The 19941-nt window shown below is 33.6% G+C and carries 20 protein-coding genes; 16 read left to right on the top strand and 4 right to left on the bottom strand.

The window, feature by feature from the left end; genetic code table 11:
- Positions 1-17 precede the first annotated feature (17 nt).
- The 4 genes from NKG37_RS21770 (at position 18) to NKG37_RS21755 (ending at position 2971) form a co-directional block, all read left to right on the top strand.
- Positions 18-596 carry a TerD family protein gene (locus NKG37_RS21770; RefSeq protein ID WP_169188736.1) on the top strand — a complete coding sequence of 193 codons (579 nt, stop codon included), beginning with the start codon at positions 18-20 and terminating at the stop codon, positions 594-596.
- A 271-nt stretch (positions 597-867) separates the two neighbouring features.
- Complete coding sequence (locus NKG37_RS21765) at positions 868-1575, top strand: anthrax toxin lethal factor-related metalloendopeptidase (RefSeq protein WP_254415336.1); 708 nt, start codon at positions 868-870, stop codon at positions 1573-1575.
- Positions 1576-1691: 116 nt separating this feature from the next.
- Positions 1692-2486 (top strand): thymidylate synthase, encoded by a 795-nt coding sequence (locus NKG37_RS21760; RefSeq protein ID WP_169188734.1) that lies wholly within the window; start codon positions 1692-1694, stop codon positions 2484-2486.
- On the top strand, positions 2483-2971 hold the full coding sequence (locus NKG37_RS21755; RefSeq protein ID WP_212120208.1) for a dihydrofolate reductase: 489 nt from the start codon (positions 2483-2485) through the stop codon (positions 2969-2971). Before NKG37_RS21760 ends, NKG37_RS21755 begins: the two co-directional genes overlap by 4 nt.
- Positions 2972-3276: 305 nt before the next feature.
- Here NKG37_RS21755 and NKG37_RS21750 read toward each other — a convergent pair whose 3' ends face one another.
- A complete protein-coding gene (locus NKG37_RS21750; RefSeq protein ID WP_016203968.1) occupies positions 3277-3915 on the bottom strand; it encodes a PAQR family membrane homeostasis protein TrhA in 639 nt (212 codons plus the stop codon).
- A 199-nt stretch (positions 3916-4114) separates the two neighbouring features.
- On the opposite strand from NKG37_RS21750, the gene ilvA reads away from it, so the two are divergent.
- The 6 genes from ilvA to NKG37_RS21720 all read left to right on the top strand — a co-directional run bounded on the left by ilvA (position 4115) and on the right by NKG37_RS21720 (position 11805).
- Entirely contained in the window at positions 4115-5380 is a 1266-nt protein-coding gene (gene ilvA, locus NKG37_RS21745) for a threonine ammonia-lyase IlvA (protein ID WP_169189687.1), read from the top strand.
- 606 nt (positions 5381-5986) lie between these two features.
- On the top strand, positions 5987-6829 hold the full coding sequence (locus NKG37_RS21740; RefSeq protein WP_016203965.1) for a DegV family protein: 843 nt from the start codon (positions 5987-5989) through the stop codon (positions 6827-6829).
- 410 nt (positions 6830-7239) lie between these two features.
- Positions 7240-8355, top strand: a complete 1116-nt coding sequence (locus NKG37_RS21735) for an IS4 family transposase (RefSeq protein WP_016205139.1) — start codon at positions 7240-7242, stop codon at positions 8353-8355.
- A gap of 241 nt (positions 8356-8596) precedes the next feature.
- Complete coding sequence (locus NKG37_RS21730; protein WP_169188731.1) at positions 8597-10189, top strand: sensor histidine kinase; 1593 nt, start codon at positions 8597-8599, stop codon at positions 10187-10189.
- 199 nt (positions 10190-10388) lie between these two features.
- Entirely contained in the window at positions 10389-11219 is an 831-nt protein-coding gene (locus NKG37_RS21725; protein ID WP_254415335.1) for an SGNH/GDSL hydrolase family protein, read from the top strand.
- A 10-nt stretch (positions 11220-11229) separates the two neighbouring features.
- Complete coding sequence (locus tag NKG37_RS21720) at positions 11230-11805, top strand: YpmS family protein (RefSeq protein WP_254415334.1); 576 nt, start codon at positions 11230-11232, stop codon at positions 11803-11805.
- A 100-nt stretch (positions 11806-11905) separates the two neighbouring features.
- On the opposite strand, the gene NKG37_RS21715 is transcribed toward NKG37_RS21720, so the two are convergent.
- Positions 11906-12664 carry a DUF4397 domain-containing protein gene (locus NKG37_RS21715; RefSeq protein WP_224427694.1) on the bottom strand — a complete coding sequence of 253 codons (759 nt, stop codon included), beginning with the start codon at positions 12662-12664 and terminating at the stop codon, positions 11906-11908.
- Positions 12665-13076: 412 nt separating this feature from the next.
- Between NKG37_RS21715 and rsgA the strand changes: the two genes are divergently transcribed.
- The 3 genes from rsgA to msrB all read left to right on the top strand — a co-directional run bounded on the left by rsgA (position 13077) and on the right by msrB (position 15423).
- Positions 13077-14129 (top strand): ribosome small subunit-dependent GTPase A, encoded by a 1053-nt coding sequence (rsgA, locus tag NKG37_RS21710; protein WP_101731010.1) that lies wholly within the window; start codon positions 13077-13079, stop codon positions 14127-14129.
- 335 nt (positions 14130-14464) lie between these two features.
- The gene (gene msrA, locus NKG37_RS21705; protein ID WP_016203960.1) at positions 14465-14998 is read left to right on the top strand and encodes a peptide-methionine (S)-S-oxide reductase MsrA; all 534 of its coding nucleotides are present in this window, start codon (positions 14465-14467) and stop codon (positions 14996-14998) included.
- Positions 14998-15423 (top strand): peptide-methionine (R)-S-oxide reductase MsrB, encoded by a 426-nt coding sequence (gene msrB, locus NKG37_RS21700; RefSeq protein ID WP_016203959.1) that lies wholly within the window; start codon positions 14998-15000, stop codon positions 15421-15423. The genes msrA and msrB overlap by 1 nt, the downstream gene beginning before the upstream one ends.
- A gap of 212 nt (positions 15424-15635) precedes the next feature.
- On the opposite strand, the gene NKG37_RS21695 is transcribed toward msrB, so the two are convergent.
- A complete protein-coding gene (locus NKG37_RS21695) occupies positions 15636-16709 on the bottom strand; it encodes an SGNH/GDSL hydrolase family protein (RefSeq protein WP_101731011.1) in 1074 nt (357 codons plus the stop codon).
- Positions 16710-16949: 240 nt separating this feature from the next.
- Here NKG37_RS21695 and NKG37_RS21690 point away from each other — a divergent pair, with 240 nt between their 5' ends.
- Both NKG37_RS21690 and NKG37_RS21685 read left to right on the top strand, forming a co-directional pair.
- Positions 16950-17189, top strand: coding sequence for a YozE family protein (locus tag NKG37_RS21690; RefSeq protein ID WP_101731012.1), 240 nt, complete (start codon positions 16950-16952; stop codon positions 17187-17189).
- Positions 17190-17633: 444 nt separating this feature from the next.
- Positions 17634-18338 carry a hypothetical protein gene (locus tag NKG37_RS21685; protein ID WP_016203956.1) on the top strand — a complete coding sequence of 235 codons (705 nt, stop codon included), beginning with the start codon at positions 17634-17636 and terminating at the stop codon, positions 18336-18338.
- On the opposite strand, the gene NKG37_RS21680 is transcribed toward NKG37_RS21685, so the two are convergent.
- The gene (locus tag NKG37_RS21680; RefSeq protein WP_156827827.1) at positions 18335-18487 is read right to left on the bottom strand and encodes a hypothetical protein; all 153 of its coding nucleotides are present in this window, start codon (positions 18485-18487) and stop codon (positions 18335-18337) included. The two genes, NKG37_RS21685 and NKG37_RS21680, sit on opposite strands and share 4 nt — an antisense overlap.
- Positions 18488-18692: 205 nt before the next feature.
- Between NKG37_RS21680 and NKG37_RS21675 the strand changes: the two genes are divergently transcribed.
- Positions 18693-19808 carry an IS4 family transposase gene (locus tag NKG37_RS21675; protein ID WP_254415333.1) on the top strand — a complete coding sequence of 372 codons (1116 nt, stop codon included), beginning with the start codon at positions 18693-18695 and terminating at the stop codon, positions 19806-19808.
- Positions 19809-19941: the final 133 nt, after the last annotated feature.

Below are 19941 nucleotides of genomic sequence, written 5' to 3'. Positions count from 1 at the left end.
CTAGGGAGGAATAGAAATTGAGTATTAATCTTTCGAAAGGTCAACGAATTGATTTAACTAAAACGAACCCCGGATTAACGAGAGCAATCATTGGGCTAGGTTGGGATATTAACCAATATGATGGCGGAACTGGCTTTGACTTAGACGCATCAGCTTTCATGGCAAATGAAAATGGCAAAGTTGTCAATGATGAGGATTTTATCTTCTATAACAATCTTATCCATTCAAGCGGAGGAGTAGAACATACTGGTGATAACCGTACTGGTGAAGGGGATGGGGATGATGAGCAAATCATTATTGATTTTACAAAAATTCCTAGCCATGTAAATAAAGTAGGTATTGCAGTAACTATCCATGATGCAGAAACAAGAAGACAAAATTTTGGACAAGTTTCCAATGCTTTTGTTCGTGTAGTAAATGAAGAAAATAATGTGGAAATATTACGTTTTGATTTAGGAGAAGATTTTTCTGTGGAAACTGCGGTTATCGTATGTGAACTCTATAAACATAATGGAGAATGGAAATTTAACGCAGTCGGCAGTGGCTTTTCTGGAGGACTTGCTGCTTTATGCCGTAATTATGGTTTAGACGTATAAAATGACCGAGTTTGATTGCTAGAAACTCAAACATGCAATTTTCACAATAACAACAGACTATCCAATAAGAATGACTATAGAAGAATATAAATTTCTTTCTATGTATACATTCTTTTGGATTTTTTTGTGGACTGTAACCCAATATTAACTAGTTTGTGTCTATACCTTCCTATGCTATAATTTTTAATAGATTAGTATGTTCTTAACTGATTTTAGAATCTTATTAGATAATAGGATGAATAACGCAATAGGTGTATTGGGAGGAAGAAGGATGAGATGGCTCAAAAGATTAGCACCAGTATCTATGATAGCAGCAACAAGTATTCTTATGGGAAACTCACAGCTTCCGAATAATGAAATATATTTAAAAACATTATCCGAATTAACGATTGTTAAAGCACATCTTTCTACAGACGCAAAAGAAAATTTAGGAAACATTATTATTTTGCCAGAAGAATCGTTTGATCAGAAAGAAGCAGCAGTGATAATTGAAAGATTAAATCATTTACCACCTTCGCTTTTGAAAAAAGTCCAATCTCGTGGAATAAAGGTGAAATTATTCACTGGCAAATTAACTGATAATAAAACTGCACAAAAATTTACTGGCATTATTCCAAGAGGATATACTTCTCAAAAAACATGGGATGATGTACCTGGCATTGGTGGAGGAAAAGTGGTGCTTGTTAAGATTGGTGCAAGCGAAAGAGGCCAAGGCCATAGTTCTGTAAATTTGGAGTATCATGAATTAGCCCATTCGATAGACTATAAAATATTAAAAAATGCTAGTAAATCAGAGGGATATAGAATAATGTGGAATGAAGAAAAATCTCGATTATTTCCAAACAAACCATACTTTATTCAATATGCGGAGGAATATTTCGCAGAAACCTTTGCCATGTTTTATATAGGGGGAAAAGAAAAGGAAAAATTATTAGAGTTTGCGCCAAAAACATATCATTATATCGCTTCTATTAAATAACTTTTATGATAAAATAAAACGAATTAATAATCTGGCAATAAATAAGTTAGTCTATTAAAGACATACAACTAGGCTAAGTAAATGAAATCGCAACTAAATAAAAAGGGTGTTATAAAATGAGACAATATTTAGATCTATGTGAGCATATTTTATCAAATGGTGTAAGAAAGGAAGATCGTACAGGAACTGGAACGATTAGTACGTTCGGTTATCAAATGCGATTTGATCTTTCGGAAGGTTTTCCATTAATTACTACAAAAAAACTCCATTTACGTTCGATTATTTATGAATTACTTTGGTTTCTAAATGGTGACACAAATGTGAAATACTTACAAGATCATAATGTCCGAATTTGGAACGAATGGGCGGATGAAAAAGGAAATTTAGGTCCAGTGTATGGACATCAATGGCGTTCTTGGACAACGAGAGAGGGGAATACGATTGATCAGATATCTGAATTAATCCATACGATTAAAACCAACCCTGATTCAAGAAGATTAATTGTAAGTGCTTGGAATGTTGGAGATATTGAGAAAATGGCGTTACCGCCATGTCATTGTCTATTTCAATTTTATGTAGCAGATGGCAAATTATCCTGTCAGCTATATCAGCGTTCAGCAGATGTATTTCTAGGAGTACCTTTTAACATTGCTTCCTATGCACTGTTAACACATATGATTGCCCAAGTTTGCGATTTAGAGGTAGGGGATTTTGTTCATTCCTTTGGAGATGTTCATATTTATACCAATCATATTGAGCAAGTAAAGCTTCAACTTACGAGAGATCCTAAGCCGTTACCACAGTTAAAAATCAAGCAAGACGTAAAAGATATCTTTTCCTTTGCATATGAAGATTTTGAAATCGTTAATTACGAAGCACATCCACATATTAAAGGAGTGGTAAGTGTATGATTTCGTTGATTGTTGCAATGGATAAGAACAAGGTCATAGGCGTAAACAATCAATTACCATGGCATTTACCAGCTGACTTAAAGTATTTTAAAAAAGTAACGACTGGGCATCCGATTGTGATGGGTAGAAAAACAAGAGATTCTATCGGTAGAAATTTACCAAATCGTGAAAATGTCATCATAACGAGAAATCCTGACTATCAATGTGAAGATTGTACGGTTCTCCATTCAATCGATGAATTTTATGAGTGGAGCAATGCACATGCTGAGGATGAGATTTTTATCATTGGTGGGGCCGAGCTCTTTTCTGAAACAATTAAGAAAACAGACAGGTTGTATATAACGGAAATTGATGCAGAATTTGAAGGAGATACTTTTTTTCCAGCATTAGATTGGCAGGAATGGCAGGTTGTAAGTGAGCAAAAAGGGATTGTTGATGAAAAAAATATTTATCCACATACTTTTTTTGTGTATGAGAGAGTGTAAGTAATCAGAAAAAGAGCTGGTATATAACTAGATAGATACTATTGTGCTACAGACACTCGCTTTCCGCGGCGAGGAAACTGAGCCTCCTCATTGCATGCACCGCGGGGTCTCAGCCTTTCCTCTACTTCCCGCAGGAGTCGAGTGTCTTCAGACTACGGGCGATTACCACCAACCTTCTTTTTTCCAGGAATAAAAAACCCAAACACGGATACTAAATATTTTTTCAATCTTCGTATCCGTGTTTGGGTTTATCTTTGGCTGAAATACATATGTCCCAGCCTTTTCTTACTATAAGTAAATTTCCTTTAAACATAAAGATATACACAGAAATACATTAAAGCACTGCCAGCTAATACAAATAAGTGCCAAATGGCATGGAAGTATGGAATCTTCTGCATAACGTAAAAGATACTGCCTATTGTGTATAGGAGGCCGCCACCGATAAGAAGCATAAAGCCAGTCGTGCCAATTGCATGATAAAGCGGAACAATTGCCGTTACAATGAGCCAGCCCATAATGACATACAGAATTGTTGATGTAACAATATATTTTTTTACATAGTAACATTTAAAGACTATTCCAATAATAGCTAATCCCCAGACAATACCAAATAGCGTCCATCCTAAGCCGCCACGTATAGCAACTAAAACAAAGGGAGTATAGGTGCCAGCGATTAAAAGATAGATGGAGGAATGATCTAATATTTCAAAAAGATCCTTTACTTTTTCATGGGTGATGCTATGCAGTAATGTGGAACATAAATAAAGAATAATCATCGTGGCTCCAAAAATTGAAAAACTTACAATTCTCCATGGATTTGCAGATTCAGCAGCATTAATAATAAGCATGACTAATGCTGGTATACTTAAAAGTAATCCAATCCCATGGGTAATACTGTTAGCAATCTCTTCCTTTAATGAGAAATCTTTTATTGAAAAATTCATGTATATAGTCACTCCTTATCCCTTTATTGTAAAGTATTTCAGCCATAAAAACAAACATTTGCAGAACATGGCATTAACAATAAATTCTACGCAATCAAAAAAGTTTAAAAAAAAAGAAAATTTAAAATTTTATTAGGAGTAACAGAAAAAATCATGGTATAATGTACAAATTAAAATGGTTAGAAATGAGGGTGTGGAAATGGAACAAGATGTAATGAAAAAATGGGTGCAGTTGGAGGATATTATTATTGCATACCAAGGCATTAAAGACATAGTAGCCCATACTCCCTTACAAAAAAATTATCGTTTATCTGAAAAATATGATTGCAATGTTTATTTAAAAAGGGAAGATTTACAGCATGTGCGTTCCTTTAAATTAAGGGGAGCATTTTATTCAATGAAAATGCTAGAAAAAGAAAAAATGAAAAATGGGGTAGTTTGTGCTAGTGCAGGAAATCACGCACAAGGTGTGGCGTATTCATGTCGTTATTTAAATGTTCATGGGAAAATTTTTATGCCTGCAACCACACCAAAACAAAAGGTTACGCAAGTTAAAATGTTTGGTAAAGAAAATGTGGAAATCATTTTAACTGGTGATACATTTGATGATTCCTACGTAGAAGCGGTTGCTTGTGCTGAAGCAGAAGACAGAGCATTTATCCATCCATTTAATGATGAAAATGTCATCGCAGGACAAGGAACAATGGCAATTGAAATAATGAATGATATTGATGTGCCAATTGATTATGTTTTTGCAAGCATTGGTGGCGGCGGTTTAATGGCTGGTTTAAGTACATATATAAAAAGCGTTTCCCCATCTACAAAAATGATTGGTGTTGAACCAGCAGGAGCACCTTCGATGAAGGAAGCTTTAATAAGAGATAAAGTAGTAACGTTAAATAAAATTGATAAATTTGTAGATGGGGCAGCAGTCAAAAGTGTCGGACAAAAGAATTTTGAAATCTGTCGAGATTACGTGGATGACATTCTTTTAGTACCTGAAGGAAAAGTTTGTACGTCTATTTTATCTTTATACAATGAGCATGCTATTGTTGCTGAACCAGCAGGTGCACTACCAGTTGCTGCCTTAGATTTATATAAGGAGAAGATAAAAGGAAAAAACATTGTGGTTATTATTAGTGGAGGAAATAACGATATTGATCGGATGCAGGATATTAAAGAGCGTTCGTTACTATATGAAGGATTATTATATCACTTCATCGTTAATTTTCCCCAACGGGCGGGGGCACTAAGAGAATTTTTAGATGATGTATTAGGACCAGATGATGATATTGTCCGATTTGAGTATGTAAAAAAGAACAATAAAGAAAATGGTCCAGCCGTAGTTGGTTTGGAGTTAAAAAAAAGGGATGATTATAAAGAATTAATAGAACGGATGGATAAAAAAGGTTTTCCTTATACCGAAATCAATCGAGATTCCAATTTGTTTCATCTACTCGTCTAACATATAAGTAACCTAATTTCAGTTTGTCGACAAAAAGATTTTTAGAAACTTAAATGGAATTTTCACGTGTTGCTTGGAGTGGAAAGCAACATCCCTATTCAAAGAGACTAATAAATATACTATATGCAAACCTCTGTTTCTAAAATTCAGGGATTTGTCTACAGTCTGACCTAATTTGCCTTGCATGTTAATAGTAATTAGACATGTGAGGCTTATTTTGGAGAAAAATACGATGAGAGAAAAAAGGTTAAACTCTTCTTCTCTGCTCCACTAAGATGATACCCTTTTGACTAAAACAGACTGCGGTTTATTGGGATCTAACAATTCTACTTCTAAGAGTTATGGTTTGTCTGCAGTTAGACAGCTTAGAAAGGCTGATTGTATTATTGGGGAGTTTACTTTATAATATTTCCTTTAAATTAAGTTTTTCCCATAAAGCGGAAGTGTAATGTGATTTAATTCACAGGTTACGAAAAGTATAATTTGTGGTATAGTGAATTATATATGTTCAAAAAATAATAGCAGAGCATATAAATAAATTAATAATAAAACTTTAGTAAAGAAAGCGCTTAAATGAAAAACGAATGACAAATAGGGAAGTGTAAAATGAAAAAAATCAAAATTGTTACAGATTCAACAGTTGATCTATCACAGGAAATATTAAATAAATATGAAATTGAAGTAATATCTTTATCTATTTATATTGATCATAAATCTTATTTGGATAGAGTGGATATAACACCAGCTGAATTTATCGATAAAATGGTAAAAGCAGAAGAATTACCAAAGACTTCACAGCCATCTGTTGGCACTTTTGTTGAAAAATATGATGAACTTGCTGACGAGGGATATGATATTATTTCCATTCATATGACAGGCGGAATGAGTGGTACGGTAGAATCAGCGAAAAGTGCCAGTCAATTAACAAAAGCAAGGGTATTTGTAGTAGACTCTGAGTTTATATCTAAAGCTTTATCTTTTCAAGTATTAGAAGCTGCAGAAATGGTTCAAGCAGGGCATAACGTTGCTGAAATTTTGCAAAGATTAAATCATGTAAAAAAACATACGAAATTATATGTCGTTGTAGATACATTGGAGAATTTAATGAAGGGCGGTAGAATCGGAAAAGGGAAAGCTTTTCTAGGTTCTTTATTAAATATTAAACCAATTGCAACACTTGAAGATGGTGTATATACGCCTATTGCAAAAGTAAGAAGTCGTTCTCAGGCAGTAAAGTTTTTAGCTAGTGCTTTTGTAGAAGATAGTATTGGCAAAAAAATTAAAAGTGTCGGGATTACACATGCTGGTAGTCTTGAAGTTGCCCTAAAGTTAAAAGAAGCAATCGAAAAGGCTACTGGTTTCAATAAAGTGGATATCGACTATACGACACCAGTTATTTCGACTCATACAGGACAAGGGGCCATTGGTTTTAGTTACTATATCGAATAGTAGTATCGTTCTTCATTATAAAGTTGAAATAATAGCATACTTGTAAATATAACAGAGAGCCCATCTTTATTTTATAAAGATGGGTTTATTTATAGTTGAGGAAATACATACCCTTTACTTGAGCTGATGGTGTGCAATTCTATGAGGATTATTGCAAATTATACAAAATGGGATTTCTCTTAAAAAAAATGGAGTAATTAAAGGGAATTTAAGTGAAAATGTCGAATCAAAATATAATTAAATTACAAAACTATTTTTAAAACTATTTACACTAGTGTTGCATTAATTTAATTTCACTATTAAAAATACTCGAAATGTTCACTTTTATTATTTTATGCATAGAAAAAGTCCTTTATAATGGATAAGTCAGGTGGTAACCCGTCCAAATCCACTAAAAAAGGACCAATCTCATGGACAAGATTACACGAAAAACTTCATTTGGACAATGGTTTTCGCCAATTAATCTTCAATTATTTGAAGAACAGGTGAAAACATTGAAATTAGATTGCTATACGAAAAAGTTAACGACAGAATCATTCCTAAAACTATTACTTTTTGCACAATTAGAAGAAGTTGAAAGTCTTCATGCGTTAAGTGATTGCCTTTTTGATGATCATCTTCAAAAGGAAATCGACCTTGATTCTATAAGCATTTCTCAGCTCTCGCGCCGTTTAAATGGTCTAAATCCAGATTTGTTTCAAAGACTTTTCCTTGATTTAGTCGGACAAATTCACGCCAAAACACACTACACAAAACTTGTCATGCCGTTAAAAATTATTGATTCAAGTACTTTGCCACTAAATTTGACCAATCATAAATGGGCGAAGTTCCGCAAAACTAAGGCAGGCGTAAAGTTACACTTACGCCTTGTATTTATGGAAAAGGGAGAATCCTATCCCGAAAAAGCCGTGATGACAACGGCAAGCGAACACGATCGTGGTCAACTTGAGATTATGGTTGACGATAAAGAATGCATGTATGTGTTTGACCGAGGTTATCTAGACTACGAGCGTTTTGATCGCATGACCGATGAAGGCTACTTTTTTCTTTCTAGGCTACGAAAAAACGCAGTCGTACGGGAGGTTTATGATTTTAAACTACCCAAGGATTCATCTGTTTTGTCGGATCAAATGGTGTTGATTGGTACAACTCAAAACCGAGCTGAAAACTATTTTCGACTTCTAAAAATAATAGATTCAAAAGGTAATGAACTTCATTTAATCACAAATCGTTTTGACTTAAGCGCCGAAGAAATATCGGAAATGTATAAATCACGATGGGCAATTGAGCTGTTTTTTAAATGGATTAAACAACATCTCAATATCAAGAAATTCTACGGTCAAAGTGAATGGGCGATTCAAAATCAAGTGTTTATCGCACTTATTGTTTTTTGTCTTCATGTTCTGGTACAACTCGAAACAAAAAGTAAGCGGAAAACCTTGCAAATTAGCCGTTATTTAAGGGCATCATTGTGGAAACCAGCACATGTCTGGCTTCGCAAAATTGAAGGAAAAGCCATCCCTTAATCAACAAATTGTTGTCGTTGCACAGGTCTAATTGTAAATAAATTTCCAAATGGACAGGAGCCGCCTTTAGAAAGGTAATTACTTTTTTGGCTCTAAGTAGAGTAAACAATTAAACTGAAAATTATGACACTATTTACGCAACACTAGTGAACTATTTAAATAAATGAAGGATATGTAAACATGTTAATTTTTTACAGTATGTCTATTAAACACGAAGGAATACAAGAAATAGGTGGCCAGTATGATAAAAAAAATTTGCAATATTCCGTTTGTGAATAAATATCAATTATTATCTTTTTTTCTGCCCTTCTTCTTTCTAATGGTTTTTATAACCATAATTTTCTTTCATCATTTTAAAGAGCTAAAAATACATGTTGAAGAAGATGGAGAAGAAATCTTAACATTACTAAGTGAAAATGTTTCTTTGAAAATGAAGGAATGGAAGAATCTTGATTCTGAACAACTGTTACAGGTTTTATATTCGTCTGAATTTAGGGAAAACATAGCAGATATGGAGGAAAGCCTTTATTTTTCAATGACTGCAGAAAATGAAAATCAACCAAGTATTGCCGTTATTTCTTCACACGATCAAATAAAGGAAATCAATTATGTAGATACATTAGCTGAGAATATTATGCCTATTTACAATAAAACACAAATATTGCATGAAATGCAGCATAGTAGCATATACAAACGTAAGGAAGATTATTATATGAGTTCATTCACTCCTATTAATGACGAAAAGGGACAATTAGTAGGAGTTATAGGAGTGGAGAGAAAAGTTAGTGAACTCTTCATTTTTCTAAAAAAATTAGCTGTCCAAACAATCTTATTTATACTTGTTAGCTATCTCTTCATTTTCCTTTTTATCAGAAGATGGTTAAATAAAATACTTCGTCCTATTAACAAGATGATGATAGGTTTAAATGAAATAAGTGTAGGGAATTTTGATGTTAAAATGGAAGTAATTGATAATCCTGAATTACAGGGCTTAATGAAAAACTATAATGAAGTTGTCGATAATCTCGCTTCCCTTTTTTATCGATTAACTAATACAGCGAAAGAACTTGGGACGATTTCAAAGGATTTTCAATTAACTACGATGGAAGAAGCTCTTACTCAAATGGATAATATTGTAGAATTTTTGAAAACGAATCGGGAACTGCAGAAAGCGGAAAAGATGAACGCTGTTGGTCAACTAGCTGCTTCCGTTGCACATGAAATAAGAAATCCAATGACTGTAGTTAAAGGTTTTTTGCAAATATTTTATGCAAAAGAACATATGAGTGAAGAGGAAAGAACATATATTAAACTAATGATTGAGGAAATGAATCGTGCAGAAACGATTATCAATGATTATTTATCGCTTGCGAAACCTGATGTAGATCAATCTCAAAAGATCGATGGTGCAGATTTAGCGAATAAAGTGATTGATTTAATGCACTCTTATGCAATGATGGGCAAAGGGATTCATTTTATAAAGAATATACAGCAAGTATACATAGAAGCAAATAATAACGAATTGAAGCAAGTGTTAATCAATATTTTAAAAAATGCAATTGAAGCAATGAAAAATGGTGGAACGGTTACAATTAGCCTCTCTTCAACAAAAGAATATGGCGTATTTGAAATAGCCGATACTGGTATTGGCATGACAGAAGAAGAGATAAACCGATTAGGTACTGCTTTTTATTCATTGAAAGAAAAAGGGACTGGAATGGGGCTAATGGTTTGTTACCAAATGGTTGAACAGATGAATGGACGTATCGAAGTACAAAGTGAAAAGGGAAGAGGAACGTCTTTTAAAATTTTCATTCCGCTCTCACAAAACTAGTAACAAAGAAAACGTCCATCAGTGGGTTTTTACTATCCGTTAAGGGATAAGACTAATTTTTGATAAATTGAATGAGCAAAAACAAGAGAATTATTTTACTCTTTTGAAAGTGAAATTGGATGCATAGCGGGAGATTATTGGTAAAAAAATAAGTACATAAAATAATTTCGAACCCTCTCCAATATGCTATACTATAAAAATGAAGGTAGGTGAAATGATGAAAAAACCATTTACCTTTCTTGTTTTATTAATTTCTCTTTTAATGCTTGTTTCCTGCTCTAATCAGACACTATATAATACAGAAAAAGATATCGTAGTAACAGAAAAAAAGGATATTCCAGTAAGTTTTTTACCACAGGAATTATCAATAGTATCTGTTGGAGACTCTCTTACACAAGGTGTTGGCGACAGCACAGGAAAAGGTGGGTATGTTCCTTATCTGCAGAATTTGCTAGAAGAAACAAAAGGGGTAAATAAGGCGGATTTTATTAATTATGGTGTAAGGGGCAACAGGTCAGATCAGTTATTAAAAAGAATTAAAACAGAGGAAGTTAGTGAATCGCTTAAAAAAGCAGATGGTGTCATTCTTACTATTGGTGGAAATGACATTATGAAAGTGGTACGAAAAAACTTCACCAATTTACAAGTTGATTCTTTTAATGAACAATTAAGTGACTATGAAAGAAACCTAAATGAGGTATTGTCAATTATACGAGAAAACAATCCTAATGCTGTTATTATATTAGTAGGGGTTTATAACCCATTTATAAAGATGTTTTCTGATATAAAAGAAATGAATCAAATTGTTGCAGATTGGAATCGTACGAGCGAAAAAGTATTAGCACAATATGAGCATACTTATTTTGTTAGCATTGAAAATATTTTTGAGAATCCAACTTCAGATTTGCTGTATGAAGATTATTTTCATCCTAATGACCAAGGGTATCAGCTTATTGCAGAGGCTATATATAATAAGATGTTAACAGCACCGTTAGCTGAAATACTAGAGAATTTGCAAACAGAGAATTGAGGAGAAAAGGTTGTTTAACAATAAGTGGAAAGTAGCATTTTTAACATTAGTAGGTGTTCTCGTAGTTTGTATTATCTTTTTAGCTATTATGATATTTAAACCTGTCGAGAAGTCACCAATCATCAAGAAAAAAGAACGGGAAGAAGTACCTTTTGCTGTTACGACAAATCGTGAGGACTTAACTAAGTTAATTAATCATTATCTAGAAAAGGAAGGACTTAATGGACCCATTCATTATGAAATTAATATAGCGGATCAAGTAGAGTTATACGGTACCTTGCCAATATTTAATACAGATATTCAAATGAAGTTGTCCTTTGAACCCATTGCATTAGAAAACGGAGATTTATTATTAAAGCAAAAAGAAATCAGTATTGGCCAGCTGCCACTGCCAGTTTCTTATGTTATGAATTTTATCGCCAATCAATATAAGTTCCCAGAATGGGTTGATATAAACCCAGAGGATGAAGAAATATATGTTCATTTAACAAAAATGGACCTGAAAAATGGAATGCTTATAGAAGCGAAAACATTTGATTTAGAACAAAATATTATTCAATTTAACTTGTTACTGCCAACTGAATAAGCATAATACTAAGGGCTATTCCATTTAAAGTCTCATGTGAAAACAAAACGATTAAGCAAGCTAGATTGTTTTTGCAGAAACGTGATGGAATAGCCTTTTTTTAACAGGAAAATAACAGTAATTCACATCGTTTGTCTTCGTGTCCTTCCACAATAATTGCACTGTATGTTTTATCAGCTTCTAACCGTATTGGTGGAAATGCGATTATTACTTCTTTTGTTTCTGCATTTCTTGCCTCTAAGTTAACGGTCATTGGATACAAACCTAAATAAGAGCTAGCTCCTTTATAAAGGATGGAAGGAAAGATGGTATCGCCTTTTTGAACAGCGATATCAATTGTTGGCAAGTTTTCTGCCAGTTGAATAAATCGTAATTTTGTTTCGTTAGGTGGGACAACTGGATATTCGGGAAAAGAATGGATCTTTATTTTCTTCTCAGAGCCAGAAAAAGCGAAAGTATGATATATGTTGCTCTCCACACTAATTTTCTGACTGCATAAGGCATCAATCATTTTTCCAGTTTCATAAATATCAATTTGGTATTTTCCTGCCGGCAATGTTAAATCATTGCTCATTGTTTTAAAGGACACCTCTTTAAACATACGCATACCGTTAATATAGATATCAACAATTGCCAAGTTTTGCGAACCATGTAATATTCTTATTTTCCCATATTCTTTCTGCCGATCAACATCAGCTACAATAGCAGATTTCTCCTCATGGCTAAAAGCATGTTTTAAGCTTAGAAGGTGTTTATGATAATAATAAACATGTAATTCTGGATTCGTATATTTATAATAATCACTTAATACATTATACATACCAGCTTCATGTATCGAGTGATAGTGATTTTGTGGCATAGAAATTCCTCCTATTCGTTATCTTTAATGCTGTTTTCTAAGCGATTTAAAAGTAAATCTTGTAAGTTGACTTTTTAGAAAGAGCCTTCTGAAAATAGAATATGCCAAAAGATTAGGGAAAGTGCCTAATGTCAGAGAGGGAAATTTACTTTACAATTTGTTGGAAAATTTATATAATAAAGTTATTAAATGAAAGGGGCTGATGTTTTATGAGCAAAAATACATTTTTTAAGTCGAGTATTTTATATAGCATACAGCCCAAACGGTTATCACAATAGTACGTATTTTATTCTTGGCCGCATTTTATGTGGTTAATATGCGTTCTCTTGTTAAAACTTTTAATTGTTTGTAAGAAAACCATGGGCTGTATGCATCATGGTTTTTTATTTTGCAAATATTTGGAGGTCAATACATGGAATTAACGCATATCGGTTTTAATGATAATGTAAAAGAAGCATATGAAAAGATAGCAAAGGTAAATCAAATAATTGGTAGAATTTCTTTAGAACATAAAAGAATGTATCGTGTGTGGACTGTTTACGGAGAACTGTTATGTGAGGTTTCCGGAAAATTAGCTTACGGTGCACAATCAAGAGAGGGATACCCTGCTGTAGGAGATTGGGTTATTCTTACCCCAAGAAGTGCCGAAGCAAAAGGAACGATTACTAATATTTTGCCGCGAAAAAGCAAATTTTCGAGAAAAGTAGCAGGGAACAATACAGAAGAACAAATAGTAGCAGCAAATATAGATATGATTTTTTTGGTCAATTCTTTAAATGAAGATTTAAATATAAGAAGATTAGAGAGATATGTAACCTTAACATGGGAAAGTGGTGCGAGTCCGGTTATTGTGTTAACGAAAGCCGACCTAACAGCAGATTTAAGCGAAAAATTAAGGGTAGTTGAATCAGTCGCTTTGGGGATACCTGTAATAACGATAAGTGTTGTAAATAATATCGGATTGGATCAGTTGAAAACATATCTTCATCCTGGAAAGACAGTTGCTTTATTAGGATCATCTGGTGTGGGGAAGTCGACATTAACGAATTATTTGTGTGGTTATGAAAAACAGGAAGTACAAGAAATTAGAGATACAGATGCAAAAGGTAGGCATACTACGACTAACCGGGAAATGGTGTTATTACCAAATAATGCGATTTTAATCGATACTCCAGGGATGAGAGAGCTTCAATTATGGAATAGTGAAGACGGGATTTCTAACAGTTTTTCAGAAATAGAAGAGCTTGCAGCAAGTTGTAAATTTAGAGATTGTCAGCATGAAAAAGAAATGGGGTGTGCTGTGAAACTTGCTATTGAAGAGGGAGAATTGGAAGAAGAAAGACTGCAAAGCTATAAAAAATTATTAAGGGAATTAGCTTTTTTAGAAAGACGTCAAGATAAAAAGGCAAAGTCTGATGAGAAGAAGAAATGGAAAAGCACGACAAAGCAATTTAGGAAGAGATGATCTGTGTCATCTATGAAAATGGATGAATCCTTGTTTTATCCCACTCTTAACGGCCAGTAAGACTTCCGCCTCAAGCTTAGGAGAATACGAGGAAGATAGGTGGGAGATCAACTGTCCGTAAAGGTCTGAATGGTTCAACTAACCATCAGTGGGAGAGGAAGGAAAACCCCCACTGATGGAAGTTTCACTTTATAAAAAGCAAGGGATAATTAATTATTTAATCAATAAAGGCTTTATTTTTTGCATATTTCTACATTAAACATTAAGCTAATAGTGTGAAATCAAACATATAAGGGAATAAAAAGAGGAGAATGTTTTTAAAAGGGGCTGTTTAAGTGGAAAAGAATACGGAATTAGCAACATTTGCAGGTGGCTGTTTCTGGTGTATGGTTAAGCCTTTTGATCAAGAGCCTGGAATCATGAAAGTTATTTCAGGATATACAGGTGGTCATAAAGAAAATCCAACATATAAAGAAGTTTGTTCAGAGACGACAGGACATTATGAGGCGGTTCAAATTACGTATGATCCGAGTGTGTACTCTTATGAAAAACTTCTTAATATCTATTGGCAACAAATTGATCCAACTGATCCTGGTGGTCAATTCTATGACCGTGGACAATCTTATCAAACAGTAATTTTTTATCACACTGAAGAGCAGAAGAACTTAGCTGAAGCATCGAAGCAGCAATTAGAAGCAAGCGGAAAATTTAACAAACCGATAGCAACAAAAATACTTCCAGCTTCAACATTTTATCCTGCTGAAGAGTATCATCAGGATTATTATAAAAAAAATCCTGAACATTATAATCGTTATCATATTGGTTCAGGTCGTGCATCATATATTCAATCGAATTGGAGAGAGAATTAATGGAAAAAAATAAATTAAAAGAAAATTTAACACCAATCCAATATGAAGTAACTCAAAATAATGGAACTGAACCACCATTTCGTAATGACTACTGGGATGAGTTTTCAGAAGGTATTTATGTAGATGTTGTTTCTGGAAAACCGTTGTTTAGTTCTCTAGATAAATATGATGCGGGTTGCGGTTGGCCAAGCTTTACAAAACCAATCGATGAAGAGGAATTAATAGAAAAGAAGGATACAAGTCATGGCATGATTCGTACCGAAGTGAGAAGTAAAGAAGCGGATTCCCATTTAGGTCATGTGTTCAATGATGGACCAAATCCAACTGGTTTACGTTACTGTATGAATTCAGCTGCGATGAAATTTATCCCCAAAGAAGAGCTTGAAGAAAAAGGTTACGGAAAGTACTTGCGATTGTTTAAATAGAAGGAGAGGCAGACCCCGCACTGGAACTTAAGAAGCGAGAGGCTTGGCGCTCGCCCCATGGAAAGCGAAGTGTATTCCGTCTGCGGGTGATCACCACAAACCTTCCTTTTAAAATGAATAAAACCCCAAACAATTATACGAACTTTTCTTAGCATGTACGTATAATTGTTTGGGGTTATTTGGTTGAAAATGCTTTTTCTCAAAAGATCATGTTAATTAGTAATAATAGAAGAAATTTGAACTAGTTGTTGATCTGTTATGTTATACCTTGATTTATTTGCAGATAATTGAAAGGTAACTGTATGATTCCGATCGGTTAATCCACTCGTGACATATAAGGATCTTTCTTTCTTAAACGGCCACCATGTGGATATAGTTGTCACATAGTTATCATCTACAAAAACATCTATCATGCCACCTTTTTCACTTCTAATTACGTTCACTCCTAAAAAAGATCCGGAAAAATGATATTCAATATCAGCGCCAATTTTATTCGATGTATAAAAGCCTGCTTCGTTTTTAAAAGAAGGATCAATTGAATGAAATGGATGAAGAGTATTCATTTCTAGACTAGATACTTCTTTAACTGGAATAGTGGAAGTGAGAACGGTTTTTTTCTCCCGAATTGCTTTGTTCATTGTATCAACAACTGCTTGTGCATATAAATAGTAACCATAATCATTTGGATGTACCAGATCATTTGTTAAACGTTCAGTGGATAGACCAGAGTTTCGAAAAGGAATTCTCATATCGATATTGGTAGCATAAAATTCTTTTGATAATTGTTTAATTATGTGAACAAAATCCTCGTTATCTAGACTACTTTCCGTAATTGTCACTAATTCTGCATGCGGATGACGGATGACGATTTCTTCTAATAAAGATTGATAAAAGAAGTAAAATTGCTTATCGTCCATATATTTTCGATCATTTTCTCCAAACACAATGAATACTAAATCAACATCTTTAGATAAGCTATTTTTCAATTTATATAAGCCTTCAAATGCTGTAGCGCCACTTTGTACAACTAAATGTCTTTTAAAAGATCCTCCGTATTTTTTTGTTAAACTTCTCTCTACAAGTTGAAACCATTTTCTATGGTTATTGCTAGCTCCTGAGCTACGACCTATACTATCACCGACAATTAAATAGTTGACCTGTTTTCCATCAGCAATTTTTTTATAGACATTTCTTTCCGGTTGTTTCGAATCAATTAATAAATAAAACATACTTATAATAACGATAAAAATAAGCGAGTAAATAATGTATTTTAATCCCTTTTTCATATTGCTTTTTAATTTTTCCTCCTTTTTAAAGAAAACACAGTACTATTACGATTAAATTACCCTTTTAAAGGACAAGGTAAGCAGTAATTTACTGGTGTTTAATAACAGAAGACAGTGATTGATAGACAATAAGATATCCTGATCAATATGTGCTTGTTTCAAATTAGGTAAATCACTTGCACCATTATTTTCATTTATGTATAGTATACGTTATATCAATTGATCAAGGAAGGTGAGAGCATGACTAAATCCTTTTATCATTTTTTAATGAAGTTTCGACATCCTGAACCAAATGATCAAATTAGTGAATTTGCAAATGAAGCTTATCTTGATCATGATTTTCCAAAGAATAGTTTTGACTATGATGAGATCAGTGAATATTTAGAATTAAATGGTCACTATTTGCAAAGTATGCGTGTTTTTGATGAGGCTTGGGAACAATATCTATTTCAAGAAGAAAAGAAAAATTATAGTTATTGATGACATCCAGCAAGAAATTGTTTGGATGTTTTTTTATGCAAATGGAGATGTTTTTAAACTGCTGCCGAATTTATCTAAAGGTCCTGTAATTGGAAAGAAAAAAAGGAAGAGCTATTGCTTGTACTTATAAGCACAAATGTATTCTTCCTATGTATAGATAGACATATAATGAATAAACAGTTTGAAGTGTCTTTAAATCGTTTGATTCAGGAAGAAAGGAATTTATTATGAGCGAATATTAGAGTATTGCATATGATGGTAGTAACAAATGAATGTGAAAGTCTAATGAACAAAAAGGATGAAAATTAAATGGTAACTGAAGATAGGTTTATATTCCTTTAAGATCCCCCATCTTCATTGATCAAATGTTCTATTCAAGGTGTGGGGGGAAAACCGCATAAGTTGGCAATGCCACCCAATCTTGTTTAGAGAGGATTAGTAATTATGGCGAATCGTAAAAAACCTAAATTTAAAATTGGTGATACAGTAGTTATCACTATTTATGGAACAGTTGGCAAAATTACAGATGTGAAGTATTTAGATAATATGCATGTATATGAAGTGAATAAAAGTGAAGGGTTATATTTAGAATCCAGTTTACAAATGCTTTCTGAGTATGATGGTGAAATAATGGATTCAGAGAAAATAGATATCGAATATCGCTTCTTTATTGGCGATTTAGTAAAAGTGAAAGGATATGGATCCAATCTTTTTAAGATTATGGGATTCCGAACAGAAATTTGGAGATATAAAACAGATGCATGGGAAGATGTAATTTACGAGCTTTCTAGAGTTAGTGATGGAGAATGGCTAGAGGCAGCGGAAGATGAATTAACCTTGGTGGCAGATGCGGATAGTGCGGATTCATTTATACAAAAATTAGGTTTATTATATATAATGGATAAAAAACAAAAGTCTATCGACTTAAAAAAAACAAATAGTTCTTTCCACAAGACTGAAAAGGAATTGTTAGAAAGAACGAAGGAAAAGAAAGAGCTAATTGACGGATTGTTAGATATCTATAATGATTACAGTATTTTATATTCTTTATTTAAAGATCCAGAGTATGAACAAGTAATGAAGTTAACCCTCCGAAAATTGAAACAAGTAAGCAAAAAAACGGATAAAGACAATAACACAAAAATCTAGAATAAGAGATAAATAAACATTGGAACACTACTAATTATCAGAAGAGAAAATAATTTCTTTAAAAGGGAATGAAAAATAGCAAGAATTTGACTGTCTTCTTCGTTTAAATCTACTTTTATATCTTCGACTAGGTATTGGATTTTATTCATTAATAGTGCCTCCCTTTTTTTATAGTAAATCTATATGTTTCAGCTTTCATAAACATGTCTAATTTCACTAGTGTTGCATTAATTTAAATTCACTATTAAAAATACTCAAAATGTTCAATATTATTATTTTGCGCAAAGAAAAAGTCCTTTATAATGGATTAGTCAGGTGGTAACCCGTCCAAATCCACTAAAAAAGGACCATCACATGGACAAGATTACACGAAAAACTTCATTTGGACAATGGTTTTCACCTATAAATCTTCAATTATTTGAAGAAAACGTGAAAACGATGAAATTAGATTACTATACGAAAAAATTAACGACAGAGTCATTTCTAAAATTACTACTTTTTGCGCAGCTACAAGAAATTGAAAGTCTGCATGCGCTGGGTGATTGTCTTTTCGATGACCAGCTTCAAAAAGGGATAGACCTTGATTCTATTAGTATTTCTCAGTTGTCACGGCGGTTAAACGGCATAAACCCTGATCTATTTCAAAGGCTTTTCCTTGATTTAGTGTCACAAATTCATGCCAAAACGCATTACACGAAACTCGTGATGCCGTTAAAAATCATTGATTCAAGCACATTGCCACTTAATTTGACCAATCATAAATGGGCTAAATTCCGCAAAACAAAAGCAGGTGTAAAGTTACATTTGCGCCTTGTGTTTATGGAAAAGGGTATATCCTATCCTGAAAAGGCCGTTATGACAACGGCAAAAGAACATGACCGTGGTCAGCTTGAAATCATGGTGGATGACAAGGAATGCATGTATGTGTTTGACCGTGGTTATCTAGACTACGAGCGCTTTGATCGCATGACTGATGATGGCTACTTCTTTCTTTCACGGCTACGCAAAAATGCAGTCATACGGAACGTTTACGATTTTAAGCTACCCAAGGATACAGCTGTTTTATCAGACCAAATGGTGTTTATAGGTACGACTCAAAACCGTGCTGAAAATTACTTTCGGCTTCTAAAAGTGATGGACTCAAAAGGAAATGAACTTCATTTAATTACAAATCGTTTTGATTTAAGCGCCGAAGAAATTTCAGAAATGTATAAATCACGGTGGGCAATTGAGCTGTTTTTTAAATGGATCAAACAACATCTCAGCATCAAAAAGTTCTACGGTCAAAGCGAATGGGCGATTCAAAATCAAGTATTTATCGCACTAATTGTTTTTTGCCTACATGTTCTCGTGCAAATCGAGACCAGAAGCAAGCGAAAAACCTTACAGATTAGCCGTTATCTAAGGGCTGCATTGTGGAAACCAGCGAATGTTTGGCTTCGAAAGATTGAAGGAAAAGCCATCCCTTAAATATGCAAATTGTCGTCGTTGCAAAAGTCTAATTGTAAATAAATTTCCAAATGGATGGGGCCACCTTTGATTGGGTATTTACTTTTTTGCCTCTAAACAGGGAAGGTGAGTAAACTGAAAATTATGACACTAT

Origin of the sequence: Niallia sp. RD1 (assembly GCF_024219955.1) — a bacterium.
Classification (GTDB): Bacteria; Bacillota; Bacilli; order Bacillales; family Cytobacillaceae; genus Niallia; species Niallia alba.
Note: the sequence above shows the minus strand (reverse complement) of the source record. Positions and strands in the feature narration are given on the sequence as shown.